Source organism: Paenibacillus cisolokensis (assembly GCF_050481165.1).
GTDB classification, from domain to species: domain Bacteria; phylum Bacillota; class Bacilli; order Paenibacillales; family Paenibacillaceae; genus Paenibacillus_AH; species Paenibacillus_AH cisolokensis.
Map to the genome: position 1 here is coordinate 89,122 of NZ_JBCNFP010000045.1, position 14,602 is coordinate 103,723.

General features: G+C 51.3%; 10 protein-coding genes and 4 pseudogenes. 2 read left to right on the top strand and 12 right to left on the bottom strand.

Annotation, left to right across the window (positions count from 1 at the left end; genetic code table 11):
• Nucleotides 1–8: 8 nt before the first annotated feature.
• The 7 genes and pseudogenes from ABEV74_RS08525 to ABEV74_RS08555 all read right to left on the bottom strand — a co-directional run.
• Nucleotides 9–836 (bottom strand): carbohydrate ABC transporter permease, encoded by an 828-nt coding sequence (locus ABEV74_RS08525; RefSeq protein ID WP_062493375.1) that lies wholly within the window; start codon nt 834–836, stop codon nt 9–11.
• On the bottom strand, nt 833–1,699 hold the full coding sequence (locus ABEV74_RS08530; protein ID WP_430145113.1) for a carbohydrate ABC transporter permease: 867 nt from the start codon (nt 1,697–1,699) through the stop codon (nt 833–835). The genes ABEV74_RS08525 and ABEV74_RS08530 overlap by 4 nt, the downstream gene beginning before the upstream one ends.
• Before the next feature lie 78 nt (nt 1,700–1,777).
• Nucleotides 1,778–3,133, bottom strand: coding sequence for an ABC transporter substrate-binding protein (locus ABEV74_RS08535; RefSeq protein WP_430145117.1), 1,356 nt, complete (start codon nt 3,131–3,133; stop codon nt 1,778–1,780).
• A 114-nt stretch (nt 3,134–3,247) separates the two neighbouring features.
• Nucleotides 3,248–4,993 (bottom strand): sensor histidine kinase, encoded by a 1,746-nt coding sequence (locus tag ABEV74_RS08540; RefSeq protein WP_430145120.1) that lies wholly within the window; start codon nt 4,991–4,993, stop codon nt 3,248–3,250.
• Nucleotides 4,990–6,495, bottom strand: coding sequence for a response regulator (locus tag ABEV74_RS08545; RefSeq protein ID WP_430145123.1), 1,506 nt, complete (start codon nt 6,493–6,495; stop codon nt 4,990–4,992). Before ABEV74_RS08545 ends, ABEV74_RS08540 begins: the two co-directional genes overlap by 4 nt.
• A gap of 276 nt (nt 6,496–6,771) precedes the next feature.
• On the bottom strand, nt 6,772–7,722 hold the full coding sequence (locus tag ABEV74_RS08550; RefSeq protein WP_430145125.1) for a helix-turn-helix transcriptional regulator: 951 nt from the start codon (nt 7,720–7,722) through the stop codon (nt 6,772–6,774).
• A 104-nt stretch (nt 7,723–7,826) separates the two neighbouring features.
• Nucleotides 7,827–8,057 (bottom strand): annotated as a pseudogene (locus tag ABEV74_RS08555) (alcohol dehydrogenase); the annotation flags it as partial.
• A gap of 352 nt (nt 8,058–8,409) precedes the next feature.
• Here ABEV74_RS08555 and ABEV74_RS08560 point away from each other — a divergent pair.
• The gene (locus tag ABEV74_RS08560; protein WP_430145128.1) at nt 8,410–9,747 is read left to right on the top strand and encodes an IS1380 family transposase; all 1,338 of its coding nucleotides are present in this window, start codon (nt 8,410–8,412) and stop codon (nt 9,745–9,747) included.
• A 267-nt stretch (nt 9,748–10,014) separates the two neighbouring features.
• On the opposite strand, the gene ABEV74_RS08565 is transcribed toward ABEV74_RS08560, so the two are convergent.
• A complete protein-coding gene (locus ABEV74_RS08565; RefSeq protein WP_430145130.1) occupies nt 10,015–10,338 on the bottom strand; it encodes a hypothetical protein in 324 nt (107 codons plus the stop codon).
• Between the two features lie 267 nt (nt 10,339–10,605).
• Here ABEV74_RS08565 and ABEV74_RS08570 point away from each other — a divergent pair, with 267 nt between their 5' ends.
• The gene (locus ABEV74_RS08570) at nt 10,606–10,908 is read left to right on the top strand and encodes a YunC family protein (RefSeq protein ID WP_430017385.1); all 303 of its coding nucleotides are present in this window, start codon (nt 10,606–10,608) and stop codon (nt 10,906–10,908) included.
• A 523-nt stretch (nt 10,909–11,431) separates the two neighbouring features.
• On the opposite strand, the pseudogene tnpA reads toward ABEV74_RS08570, so the two are convergent.
• The 4 genes and pseudogenes from tnpA to ABEV74_RS08590 form a co-directional block, all read right to left on the bottom strand.
• Nucleotides 11,432–11,816: pseudogene (gene tnpA, locus ABEV74_RS08575) on the bottom strand (IS200/IS605 family transposase).
• 298 nt (nt 11,817–12,114) lie between these two features.
• Complete coding sequence (locus ABEV74_RS08580) at nt 12,115–12,642, bottom strand: type 1 glutamine amidotransferase domain-containing protein (protein ID WP_430145133.1); 528 nt, start codon at nt 12,640–12,642, stop codon at nt 12,115–12,117.
• 86 nt (nt 12,643–12,728) lie between these two features.
• Nucleotides 12,729–14,413: pseudogene (locus tag ABEV74_RS08585) on the bottom strand (alpha-keto acid decarboxylase family protein).
• Nucleotides 14,414–14,454: 41 nt separating this feature from the next.
• Nucleotides 14,455–14,602: pseudogene (locus ABEV74_RS08590) on the bottom strand (L-dopachrome tautomerase-related protein); the annotation flags it as partial.

Below are 14,602 nucleotides of genomic sequence, written 5' to 3' on the forward strand. Positions count from 1 at the left end.
GCAAATGATTATCCTTTCACCGAGCCTGCCGTCATGCCCGCGACGATCCGTTTGTTAAAGAAAATAAACAACAGAAGCGGCGGAATCGTAATCAACAAAATGTTCGTAAAGAGCAAGTTGTATTGCGTGACGTATTGGCTTTGAAAATTGTACAGCGTCAGCTGCACGGTCACGTTGTCCGAGCCGGGCAAGAAATAGAGCGGATTCGTAAAATCGTTAAAAATGGTCACCGACGAAAGAACGATAATCGTGGCGGTCACCGGCTGCAGCAGCGGCAAGACGATGCGGAAGAACAGACGGAGCCCGCCGCAGCCGTCCATGACCGCCGCTTCGTCGATTTCGCGCGGAATCGCCGCCATAAAGCCTTTATAAAGCAGTACGGCGAACGGAAAATTGAGCGCCACTTCTACGAGGATGAGACCGCTCATCGTCTTGAACAATCCGATGCCGTCCAGCACCCAGATCGTGGGCACGATCGCCGGCGGAACGATCAGTCCGGCGAGAATCAGAAAGTTGAATACGGGCGTCGCCCGGTCGGAACGGCGCTGCAGCACGTAGCCCGCCATGGCGCATAACACGACCAGTATCGCAATGGAGACGACCGTAAGCACCGTGCTGTTGTAGAACGCCCGGATCAGCATGAAATCGCGGGCCGCCACGACGGTTTTGATGTTCTCCCAGAACATCGCGGTCGAAGGCCAGGACAGGTTCAACAAGGACGACTCTTGCGCATCTTTGCCGGCATTGACGAAGATGAAGTAGAACGGAATCCAGAACGCAACGACGGTAAACAGGATGCCTGCGATTTCGATAGCGGTCTGTCTCAAGGCTCTCACAGGTCTACCTCCTTGCGATTCAAATACGCATACAGCGGGAACGCCAGCGCGGAGACGACGAGGAACAGGATGACGTTGCCGGCTGTGGCGAGCCCGTAGAAGCCGCCCTGGTACTGCTTGTAAATGATCGAAGCGATCAAGTCGGTCGTAAAGCCCGGACCGCCCTTCGTCATCGCCCACACGAGATCGAAGGAACGAAGGCCGCCGATAAATGCCAGTATGATAACCGAATTGGTGGCCGGACGGCTGAGCGGCAAGATGATGTTCCAAAACTTGCGCCACCCGTTCCCTCCGTCGATCTGAAGCGCCTCGTAATATTCCGAAGGGATGGACATAATGCCCGCAATATAAATAACCGTGGCGAATCCGACGCCTTTCCATACGTCGACGAGCGCGACGGACAGAAGAGCCAGACGGGTATCGCCCAGCCAATCGGGGCCGTTGATGCCGATCGCGGCAAGCGCGGTGTTAATGATGCCTTGGCTCGGGTGCATCATCATGCTGAATGCGATACCGACGGCGATCGTACTGACCAGCGTGGGAAAAAAGATAACGGAACGCAAATAGTTTCGCGTTCGAAGCTTCGAGGTCAGCAATACCCCGAGCAGCAATCCCAAAATCACCTTCAGCCCGCAGGTCACGACGGCATAAACGAGCGTGTTCTTGAAGCCGATGTTCAGCGATTGCTCGCGGAAGAAGGTGACGAAATTTTCGAATCCGATAAATTCCCATTCGATCAATGTCCATCTCGTCAGGCTGAAAAAGAAGGACATCGCGGTAGGTAAAATAAAGATGACGAAATAAATAAGCGCGGCGGGCAGCGAAAACCAGTATGAGTACGTCCGTTTAAAAATACGGTTCATCCGAATCTCTCCCAAGTTTCCTGAAGTGAATCGGCCCTGCGGGATCAACACAGGGCCGAACATCTCTCTCTGAACAGATTACCAACCTTCCAATCCGAGCTGCTTCGCTTGTTTTTCGACGTCCCGGTCGTACGCTTCCGCGCCTTCCACGGCGCTCTTGATTCCCGCGCCCACCTCGACGGTAATTTGCTCCAGGCTCGGTCCTTTGATCGGCGAAACGAATTCGAGCGCCGGTGCCGTCCTGTTATTTTCGAAATAGGGAAGCATCTCTTTCACCAGCGTCGGCACGTCGTCCGGAACCGTCGCGCCTTCGATGACATACGGGCCGGTAGGCTTCGATACGGCTGCCGCTGCTTTCGTGCCTTCGACGGAAGCGACGTAGGCCACGAACTGCTTCGCTTCCTCGATATGCTTGCTTTCCTTGTAAATATACGCCGCGCCCGGCATCCATACCGTCAAGCCGTTCTGTGACGCGTCGTCGCCCGGCTGAGCGAAAAATCCGATCTGTTCGATCTGGTCCGGGAAGTTTTGCAAGAGGGCCGGCGTCGCAAACGAGAGCATCGGATAATGCGCGCCCTTGCCTTCCGCCAGCATCTTCAAGCCTGCGTCGTACGTCGTGGCCAGAAAGTCTTTGTTAAAGAAATCTTTGTCGTGAAGCTCCTGCAGCTTCTCGAAGCTGCGCAGCATCGCCGGCGTACCGGCATTGGTCGCTTTGTGCGCCGTGAAATCTTCCGCGAAAGTAGGCACCTGCGCCTGGACATTGTAGTAATCCGCCAGCACGACCAGCTGCGACGTCCAGGAATCCTTGAACGTTCCGATGACCGGCGTAATTCCCGCCGCCTTGATCTTCTCGTTGTTGGCGATAAGCTCCGCCCACGTCTTCGGCACGTTCAGTCCGAGATCCTCGTACACCTTCTTGTTGTAGAACCAGCCTCCGGCGGTCGTGGAAGCGATAGGCGCCCCGTACACCTTGCCGTTGTAAGTGACCGTCGACTTGAAGGAATCCAGCACGTTGGCCTGAAACGGCTCGTTCGTCAGATCAAGCAAGTTTTGTTCCGGAGACAGCGCTTGCATGAGAGAGCCGGAATTGTAGAAGAACACATCCGCCATATCGCCTGTCGCGAGACGCGTCTTCACGATATTGTCGCCCTCCGATCCGCCCGGTCTCGTCTCAAGCTCGATCGTAATGTGCGGGTTGATCTTCTTGAACCCTTCGATATACGCGTTCGCCGAGTTTACGGAGTCCTGGGTATTGTCCACCAAAAGCGTTATTTTCACTTCCTTCGGGGTTTCATTCGTCGCTGAGTCGGTCCCCGGAGCGGACGTGCCGCTCTCCGTATCGCCTGGCGACGCTTTGCCTCCGCACGCCGCCAACAGTCCGGCCAGCAGCAAGGCGCTCAGCAATGCAGCTATCGGTTTGAAACGTTTATTCATCCGGTTCTTCCCCCTGTTTTCCCAGATTCGAGACAGCTTTTCGCTATCGTCGACTTTATTGTACGTGCGGGGAATGTTTTGTGTAAGCGCTTCATTTTTATGGTCCGTGTCAGCTTATTTTGGGTTTGGATACGGATTGAAACGGAGCGTAATCCGCGTGCCTTCGCCGGGGCGGCTCCATACGTCCAAGGTGCTGTCTTCGCCATAATACAGTTTAAGCCTCTCCTTTACATTGCCGAGTCCGTAACCTTGCTTCGTGCGCACGAGATCGGTCATGCCGACGCCGTCGTCTTCCACCCTGAATATTACATACTGTCCGTCTCTTTCCCCGGTCAGACGAATCGTTCCCTCCCCGATCTTCGATTCGAGGCCATGGTAGATGGCGTTCTCGACCAGCGGCTGCAGCAACAGCTTCAAAATTTCCAGTCCGCGAATCGATTCATCGACCTCTTCGATATAACGAAAACGGTTCTTGAAGCGGATGTTCTGGATTTTCAAATAATGTTCGATATGCTGCAGCTCCTTGTACACCGGGATCATTTCCTTGCCTTTGTTCAAACTGAGCTTGAAGCTTTCGGACAACGATACGGCCATCTGCGCGACGTCCCGATTGTTCTGAAGCATAGCCATCCAATAGATCGAATCGAGCGTATTATATAAAAAGTGAGGTTTGATCTGCGTCTGCAGCGCCTTAAGCTCCGCTTCGCGCTCCTTCAGCTCGGAGCGGATCAGCTTCTCGGTCAGTTCGTCGTTTTCACAGGCAATCCGCTTGAATGTCTCGCCGATGACGCCGACCTCGTCCTGCGCGAAAGCGGTCGGAAAGTTGCGGGCCCCCTTCGTCCAGTCCAGCATCATCTTTCGAAGCTGCAGTAACGGTTTCGTGATACTTCCGGAAATCATATAGGAATAGATCAACGCGACGAGCGCAAACCCGGCCGCAATGGCGGTCGTCGCCCAGCGGATATTTTGAGACTCCTTTAACAGCTCTTTCGTCTTCACAAGATGCACGAACGTCCAATTCGTCATCTGATTGTAAAACGGGCTCACCTGATACCCTTGGCCGCGGATATGGTCCAACGTTTCGCCGATGGTTCCGTCCTTTAATTGTACCGCCTCGGCGGTGCTGAATACGGCCGTCGTCTCCCCCGGCGTCGAATCGATGACCATGTAAGACCCCAGCTCACGGTTACCGCTGAAAATTTTGCCGAAAATGGATTTCGACACGTTCACGACGAGGATGCCGATCGGCTGACCGGAGGCGTCGCCAGCATCGCGGAACAGCTTGACGGTCGAGAATACATCGTCCGCTTCGCCGAAGATGTCGGAGCGATAATACACAACCTTCCCTTTATTTTCGTAAACGTCGCGGTACCAGTCCGCAGCCATGATTTTCTGCGCTTTATCCGGAGTCTCGTAGGGACCCGCATCGTCCGAGCGGCCGAAGCAAGCGGTCTGAAAACGGAGATCGAAGATACAGATCGATTTCACGTATCGCGTATCCCCGAAGCTTCCGCTAACAAGCCGCTGCAGCCGCGTCGACGTCCGTACGTTCTGGCTGTCCGGTCTCACCTCCGGATCGTTCCCGCTATGGCGAAGATCTTCCCGAATCTCGTCGTTCACCACGATTGAATAGTGCAATTGATTAATGTTGTGAAACAGTAGATCCGCGACTTCGCTGGACGTCCGCAGATGATCGCGGTTCGTCTGTTCGTTGCGTTCCGTCAGCGTCTTGTTCGTGATGTTATACGAAATATAACCGAGCAGCATGATAGACGGCAGAAAGAGCACGATCATGGCGGCGAACAGCCGGTTGCGGATTTTCTTGAAACGGAATCTGCCGAGCAAGCGTATAAGGTTCATGAAACTCCACCCTTGCATGCCGGATGAAACGATTCCCGGTATTGTCCGGGCGTTACGCCGACCGACTTTTTGAATATTTCGGTAAAATGTCTGTAGTTCAAATAGCCGACCTTTTCGCTCACTTCCCCGACACGCATCCCTTCCCGCAGCATCGTTTTCGCCTTTTCCATACGAATTCGGGTGAGATGTTTAATATAGGTGATCCCTACCTCTTCCTTGAACAAAAGACTGAAATAGGTCGGATTCAAGCCGACATGCTCCGCCAGCTCTTGCAGCGATACGTCTTGCCCATACCGCTCCTCCAGATACGACAACGCTTTCTCTATTGCCGGATGTTTAGCGGCGGGACGCGGTTCGGGCGTCAAGGAGAGCAGCCCGTCGAGCCGTTTTCGAAGCCAACGGAACATGTCTTCCCTCGAATGCATGGCGGACAGCTGCCCGTGTCCGACCGCTTCCAGCTTGCGCAAATTTTTGCCGCTTTCCTCCGCAATCTTTCGTCCCAGGTATACAAGTTTCAGAATCTCTTGTTCGACCTGATCCGGGTCCGGTTTTTGCGCCTCCACCCACGCTTCGAAGCCGTCGAGCGCCTTCGACAGTCCTTCCCGGTCCCCGGTGCGGAGCGAGACGATCACCGCTTCCTCGTGCTTCGACAAATCTGCGGGCAGCGGTTCGTTTCCTTCGACGTCTTCGATTCTCGTCCAACCGTTCTCCTCCAGGAACCGCCCGTAACGCAAAGCCCGCAACGCTTCTCTGTAGCTGTTCGGCGCTTCGGACAGCGACAGGTACAGCTTTCCCGTACCGAAGGCGCTTGAAGCTTGGTTGGACATTTCGATCAGTCTCTCCCACAGAAATTCCGGCGGCAGCGCGTAGTGGAACGCGACCGACAGACGTTCCTCGCCGTTGGTTACATCCACGATTCGGTATGTCGGATGTTCCGGCACCCCGGGATGCGCTTCCGCAAATGCGAGGACAGTCAGGCCGACGACACGGGCCGCATCCGGGCCAAAAGCCTCCTTCCACTGATCCACCGCTTTCGCGCCGGTGAGCAGCAGATCGAGCGTCGCTTTCTCCAACAGCTGCGCCCGGCTTGCCTCCCACTTGACCTTCAAGGCGCTGAATTCCTGCTGTTTGGCAATCCGTTCGATCGCTTTGAGCAAAGCGTCCTCGATTTTCGATACCGTAATCGGCTTGTCCAGATAATCGACGACGCCGAGGCCGATCGCCCGCTTGACGTACTCGAATTCGTTAAATCCGCTGAAAATGAGAAACATCGTGTCGGGCAATTCCTTTGCGGCAGTCTCGATCAACTGCAGCCCGTCCATACCGGGCATGCGAATATCCGTCAGCACGATGTCCGGCGCCTCGTCGCGCAGCATCTGCAATGCCGTCAGGCCGTCGCCAGCCGTGCCGGCCAATTCGATTCCGTAGCGTTGCCAGTCGATCATCGACCTTAATCCTTCAAGCACAATATATTCATCATCGAATACAACCGCCTTTAACATGCCGTGTTTCCTCCTGTTCCGCAAGGCGTTGATGAATTCATTATAGCAATGACAACGGGCCCGAAGGCGAATTTCCTTCAGGCTCTCAGGTGACGCTTTCGGGCTGGATTCCCGTAACCTCATCGTAAACGAAGCAAACCGATTTTCCTATGGCCGTTATTTTCTGGCGGATGTCATCATTTTTTGGCCGCAAAAACGAGACCGCCGAGATAACTCCCGGCAATCTCGTTTTTATGGTTCGTATGCTACATCACGATATGTATCTTCGTGCGCTGTTTAACGATACCGGGTCGTCCAACGCTCAAGCTGTTCTTTTACTTTTTCCCGAATCACCTTCGGTTCCAAAATTTCCGCTTCCGGACCGTATTGGAAGATCCAATTCAGAAACTCGCGTTCATGATTAACGGTGACTTCGAATAAAAGGCTTCCATCCGCAAGGTCCGTCATTTTGGGCCGAACAAACATCTCTTCTTCCTTCACGTATCGAGCGACAACCGGAGAAAATTTCACCTTGAAATGGATGTTCTCTTCGCCGCGCTCAATGGACCAGGTGTTTTTCAGGTACTGCGTGATCGTAAAATCTCCCTTATCAAAGCTCTTGTTGGTGATGACCACCTTTCGAAACCGGCTCAAGCGGAACGTCCGAACTTCATTTTTAAGATGACAGTACCCGATCAAATAAAAACGTTGATCCCGCGGAACCAAGAAGTACGGATCAATCTTTCTCTCCGTCGTTTCGTTTCGGCTTTGGGTATGGTAAACCGCGTCGATCGTTTTTTGGGCAAGAATGGCCTGAATGACGGGATACAGAAAATTCTCACTTTCCTCCCGATAGGCCGGCGTCCCCATCTGGATGACTTCCGCGATGTTTTCAATAATGTCTTTATGACGGGATTTTTCTTTAAAATGCGTCGCCATCACTTTATCATGAGCCGACTCAAATCCCGGGGGCAGCTTGCTGGTATCGATCACCGAGGGGAGCATCGAGAAGACCAAAGCTTCCTGCTCCGTAAAATTCAAAGGATAAATGGCAAAATTTCCGGCGAACCGGTAACCTTTTCCGTATCCTTCATTGGTTATGGGGGCAATAAGATCGATAAGGCGCAAGTCCCGGTATATGGTACGTTCGGTCGTTTCGCAAACATCGGCCAGTTCTTTCGCTGAAATGCCCGGCCTCGCTTGTATCGCGTTTAAAATTTTAAAGATGCGAATCATCTTCTCCGTCATAAATCCCCCTCCACCTTCTAGGTCTCAATTCCTATATTTTCTAAAAATTCGCCAAGGTGAAGGGGACTTCCTTCTTATATATCAGATGAGATCCGCAAGCTCATTTACACCACGAATAGGATCGAATACAAAGTGGCCATGTCAATAACGAACCGATACCGCACATCGCTGCGGAGCACACGCTCATACGCTTCGTCCACTTGGTCGGCACGGATGACCTCAATCTTAGGGGCAATGCCGTGTTCAGCGGAGAAATCGAGCATCTCTTGCGTTTCCCGGATTCCGCCAACGAGTGAACCTGCAATGCTGCGGCGATGCATAATTAACGAAAATACACGCCTCCCCATTCATCGTAAGCATTGTGAATTTCGGAGTGGCAAATCCCGCAAAACTTAATGTCGATTAAGATATCGTCCGGACGTATTTCTCTCCGTTTAATCGTGGTCTTTTCAAATGGCGCTTTTGCGCTTGGGACGCTTAGAGCATGGGTTTTACACATGTTTTTTCTCTACTCCTTCTCCTAATAAAGTGACCGCTGAATGTTGAGTACTGAATGTACGCTGCCTCGTACCTGAATCCGTGATTTTAGTTGATTGAAAATACGAGAAAAATAAAGGGAATGGCTGCTCTGATGGAGAAAAAGTAGGATATCTGCTACATTCTACATTTCACCATCGAGGTGCGCCGATGAAAATCCAATTTGTACGATCCAAAGAGCTCATTCTAACCACTCACGCAGGGCTGGCTACAGTTGGTGCTCTGCTTGCTCATACAAAGTTGACGAAGCGGTTAAACCATACCGTCATTAAGGAATTTGAAAATCCGTTTCACTCTCACTCCGATGTGATGAAAAGCTATCTGGGCTTGCTTTGTCAAGGCAAGAGCGACTTTGATCACATCGAGCCATTCCGCCAGGACGATGTCTTTCCCATTTGCTTGCAATTGAAAAAAGTCCCGTCGAGCCCCACGCTTCGCCAACGTCTGGATGCTGCAGCTGCGTCAGAGAAAGCCGATTGGAACCGCATCTTGCTGGAGGAATCTGCCGATCTCCTGCGTAACGTCAACGCGCCACTGACCGGACTGATGGCAGGCGGCAAGTGCTATATACCGCTTGATCTCGATGTCTCTCCCTTCGACAATTCGGGCACCAAGAAGGAAGGTGTATCCCGCACCTATAAAGGTATAGATGGTTACGCGCCCATCTTTGCCTACCTCGGACAGGAGGGATACGGCGTCAACGTGGAGCTGCGGGAAGGCAGCGTGCATTGCCAAAAGGGAACCGACGCGTTCTTGGAACAAAGTATTCTCTACGCGCGGCGTGTTACCGATCGCAAGCTACTCATCCGCATGGATGCAGGTAACGACAGTCTGGACAATTTACAAGTTTGTCACCGACATCCTGACACGGATTACATCATCAAGGTCAACCTGCGTAAAACGCCGAAAGAAACATGGCTGACCATCGCGAAAACGAAAGGAATGGCATGCCAGCAGCGTGAAGGAAAAACGGAATATGTCGGCGCAATCGAATTTGCGGAAAAAGGATTCGATCGAAAGCTGCGGCAAGTGTTTCACGTCATTGAACGGACGATGGATCGGGACGGTCAGTTGCTCCTCCTTCCGGAAATTGAGGTTCAGGTGTACTGGACTTCGCTACGCTGCGCACCTTGGCGCGTGATCGAACTGTATCGCGACCATGGCACAAGCGAACAATTTCACAGCGAAATCAAAACTGATTTGGACTTGGAGCGTCTTCCTGCCGGGAAATTCGCCACCAATGATCTGGTACTGCATGCGGGAGTGTTTGCTTACCATCTCCTTCGCATCATGGGACAAGAAAGTCTCCGAGAGGACGATGCGCCGATCAGCGGCAATGTAAAACGTCGACGCATTCGTACCGTCATCCAAAACATCGTCTACATGGCGGCGCGATTCGTCCGCCATGCGGGCAGAATAGCTCTGAACCTCGGCAGCAACAGCCCATGGTTTCTCACCGCGCGGAGGATTTACCAAGCATTTGCCTGAATACATAAACCGACATACTGTTTTACCTTCCTGTAAAAAGTGAGGTTTATTTGCTGTCGGTAAAAAAGTGTGCACTTAGTAGCTTAACGTCCCGCAGCGCAAATTGAAGTTATGAACGAACTGCCATCGCTTAATTTTTACCCATAAAATACCAGATTGGGAGTCAGGACCACTACAAAATCACGGATTCAGATGCAGACATAAGTCTGCCTTTTCCGCCATGGATTGGCTACATAAATTGTTAAATTTAGCGGCATAAAGGAGACACTAAATTACAAATAACAAAGCCAGTAATGCCAGAGCGATCGCGATAATCGTTGCAGCAGCAGCCGCTGCCGCCGCCGGATTGTAGTAAGGAACAAAAGCAGACGTTTTTGCCTTTTTCAATTCATTCATAAGCTGCTTTTTTGTTTTGTTCACGTTCTTGGACGATATGACAGCCGGCCCTCCGCCAATCTCCAAAATCACATTTCCGTCACTGATCCCAACTAATCTGCCTACTAAACATGTTCCATCGATCAATACCGCTTCGACACACCGCCCTATAAAAGGGGCAATAGTTGCCTCATGAACTGGGGAAATGATTTGCATTTAAATCTCCTCCTGTAAGCAAGGTTACTTTCCTTTCCTGTATCTTTTTATTCCGACCGACAAATATTGGATTGGACACCCATATAGAGTTAAGTGAAATTGGGTTTGACGGCCCTCCAATCGAATAGGAAAAAGATCTTCTCACCACCGTAAACTCATCCCACGAGAAAAGCCAAATAGCGTTCGCGAAAAATAAAAAACGATAGGCATTTATCCATTCATAATAGGCACTTCCTACGTATAATGTAGCGAAAGGAGGTGCATCCGATGATTGAGATTAAACCGATAGAAGTCCAAGGACAAAACACTATCGGTATAGAAGTGAAGTTGCCCAAGACAACATTGCTTGCGGTGACGACCGAAAAGGGCTATATCATGTGCGGTGCTTTGGATGTTCAATTATTAAACGAAAGGTTAAAAGATCGCCAAATCATAGCAGGACGTGCTACCGGAGTACGTTCACTTGAACAGTTGCTGGACGCCCCACTGGAATCGGTTACATTTGAAGCAAAAAAGCTTGGTATACAACCGGGAATGAAAGGAAGTGAAGCCATTCTTAGAATGTTGTAAAACGTCCTGAATATCAGGACTAAACAGGACGAACACGGTCGTCAAATATTGACGCCCGTTGTTTTCCTTTATAAACATATAGATATAAAAAACAACGGACAAATTCTGTCCGCCTCTATCCAAGTGTCGCTGAATCAAACCTCCTTTAACCCGGTTATTCGAGGGATTTCTACGCTCGGAGTTGCTTTAATACATATCGGTTTTGCGGTTGTTTTATCTTGTATTCGGGAAACAAAACCATCCTCCACCTCTCTTTTCAACGGAATAAAAAAATCAACCGTTAAAATATTCCCATTTGTTCCGTTTCTATACACGTTTAGGTTCAGCACGGTACTCCATTTCATTGCAGACACCTTCATAAACTGAACGACTACCGGCTCCTTTGGGCGGCTGAAAGCCGACTGTTCAGGCTAAAGCCTGCTGAAAAGCTACCTGTGGCTAAAGCCACCTAAAGTTTCCGACTGAAACTCGGCCTTCTTGTGGGCTATTCTTCAATTTCAAAGACATCGTCGCCTTCGACTTGCTATCGTCTGATCGTTTCTTCATTCACCGCACCTACTGTCGCACAGAAGTATCCCCGTGCCCACAGATGTTGACCCCAGTACCTTTTCTTCAGGTGCGGGAATTCATCCTGCAGCAATCTGGACGATCGTCCTTTGAGATACTGTACGACCTTGGCCGGTGTCATCGTCGGTGGACACGAGATGAGCAGATGGATAATGGATATGATCTTTACCCACACTGCCTTTGACGATCGTGATTCCTCGCGTGAAGCAGCATTGTCGTATGAGTTCCCGCGCCCGCATGGCGATTTCTCCGGTTAGCACATGATAGCGATATTTCGTCACCCATACGACGTGGTACTTGATGTCATACACCGAGTGCCCACCCGTTTGATAATCGACCATTTCTTCCACCTCTAACCTCATGGTAGGGGTAGCCTGTTACACTGTCAACGCGCTGGAAGCTTACCGCCTAAAGGCGGTGGGTTTAGACCCGGCGCATGGAAACTAAACATCAAAAGTTTTCTTGGTGCGTAGATGCAAAGAGAGAAACTACCCTTTTTTCGTCCGAAATCAATAACTGCGCAGAGCCTCTGCGTCCCTTATGGGCTGTGCGGTATTCGTTCCGGATCGAATCCGAAAATCCTTTTTCATGTAAAAGCCCCGGCAATCCGGGGCTTTTGAAAATACTTGGCGGTTAGCGTCAAGACTGAGGGACGGGCGTGAGCAGTTTGTTCAACGTTTCGCGGATGAACGCCGGTTCGTCGGCCGGCATCCGCGACGAAACGTAGTTGCCGTCGACGACCACCTCCTGATCGACGTAGTTTGCGCCCGCATTGATCAGATCATCCTTCAACGGGGGGTAGCACGTCAGTGTCTTGCCTTTGGCAAGACCCGCGCTGACCAGGATCTGCGGCCCGTGACAAATCGCCGAAATCAGTTTGCCCTGACTGTCCATGTCTTTGACGAACTTTAATATCTGCTTGTTGAGACGCAGATTTTCCGGTGACGATCCGCCCGGAATGACGACCGCGTCAAACTGGTCAGCCTTCACTTCGTCGATGGAAGCATCGGCCGTATACGTTGCCTGCTTGTTCTTGCCTGTCAGTTTTTCACCTTTTTTCAACCCGATAATGACCGTTTGGTGGCCGGCCGCTTTGATTGCATCGTACGGTTTTTGCATTTCCGAATCTTCAAAGTCGTTGGCCAGCAGAAAAGCGACTTTCTTCATAGCTGTTTCACTCCTTGTTTGAATGGATATCGTTATGTTGCCCTTATTGAGATTCCCGCAAACAAAAGGATTCCATACTGAAAACCCTAATTCTGCCGTTTCTCCTGCTCCTCCAGATGCTTACGCATCTTGTGAACATAATCGGGCGCATCCATCGGATCGCTTACCATCATTTCAATTATGCACAGCTTATTCGCATTCTGTGTCAATGCCTGCTTGATCGCCTCGTCCAATTCCCGGTTCGTCCGCACTTCCGCAGTAAAAGCATCGCCGCCGAAAACCTCGGTCAGTTTTGTATACTTCCAGTTCGGAATCCGGTTGTATTTCTGATTTTCCGTCTTCACATTCAAATACTTTTCAATCGTATACACTCCATTGTGGAGAACGAAAATGATCGGTCTGCATCCGTTTTCCAGCATCGAGCTGATCTCCTGCGCCGTGAACTGCAGCGAACCATCGCCGGTAAAAAGGAGGACGCGCCGGTTTTTCGCCGCAACAGAAGCGCCGAATGCGGCCGGAGTCCCCTTGGGCGATGTATGTCGCCCCTTTAGGCAGTCTGATCTGCGACATGCCATAGATCAGCGTTCCCGTTTCCACGATAACAATGTCGTTTTCTTTCAGCATCCGCTGGATACGGGGATAATAAAAAGCGGCGGAAATCGGTTGCTCCGGTCCGCCGCCAGTGGTATCGTACGGAAAGCTCACGACCGGAATAGGTTTCGTCTGCCGGTATCCGATGGTTTGCAGTGCGTTCAACATATCCTCCGCCATAATATCCGTATACGCGGCTTCGCCCACTTTAATCGCGTTGGGTTGAATGTCCACGGTTTTCAGAGGATTCAACTTTGCGGTAAAGACGGCCGTGTTGCTGTCCGACCACACAAGTCCAACCGCAATGACGCAATCGGCCCCTTCAACGATGCTCCGTACATTCCCGCTGGCGAATGCGCCGCCATACATTCCGATATATTGGGGATGGGTTTCATCAAAAGCGCTTTTGCCTTGCATCATCGATGCCACGGGCACGTTCATTTGCTCGGCCAGCTTTTGGACGTGGGCTTGGAGCCCGTAACGGAGCGTGTTCATGTCCACCAGAATGACCACGTTTCGCGCCTGTTCCAGCAATTGACGCGCATGGGCAATCGCTGACTGAAGCGAGTATCCGTTCGTTTTAGCAGGCTCGGCAGTCTGCCCGTTACGCCGCACGACCGGTTTCATGACGAGATCGAGGGCGACGGTCAAGTATACCGGCTTTTTTGGCCATCCGGATGGCCTTCGGGACTCCCATCCCGGCGTTTTCCGGTGTCAACATCGCCGTGTAAGCGGTAATAGGTTCGTATACTTTGCGAAACGCGTCATAATCCCTGTCCATAAGGGTGTGATGCAGCAGCCTGTGCGCCTTCTGTTCCATCGATTTGGGAGAACCCACGATATGGATGAGCGGCACATTCTCGCTGTAAGCGCCGGCAATCGCATTGCAGGCGCTCATTTCACCGACACCGAAGGTTGTAATAAAAGCCCCGATACCTTTCACCCGGGCGTATCCGTCTGCAGCATAACCGCAATTCAGCTCGTTTCGTCCACTGATCAATTGAATGCCCTCGTATTTCTCAAGCGTATCGAGCAGATTGAAGTTATAATCTCCCGGTACGCCGAAGATCTCCGTAATGCCTTCCAGTTTCAGACAGTCGAACAAATACTGGCCCAGCGTCATTTGCGCGGCCTGAACCCCGGTCGGTTCGATGGTTGGTGATAGAGTGGACAAGAACATTTCTCCTTATCAAGTTAATGGTTCACCTCTTTTTGGGGGCGCTAATTCGCGTAAAGATACGATTTGACGTCTTTCCCGACAAAGGCTTTCCAAATGACCATGTTGTACGGATAGTCCCAATTGATTTCGTCCTCGGGTGCAAACATCTCGTGAAGCCGATTGTTGTTAAAAATAATCCTAAATTTCGAA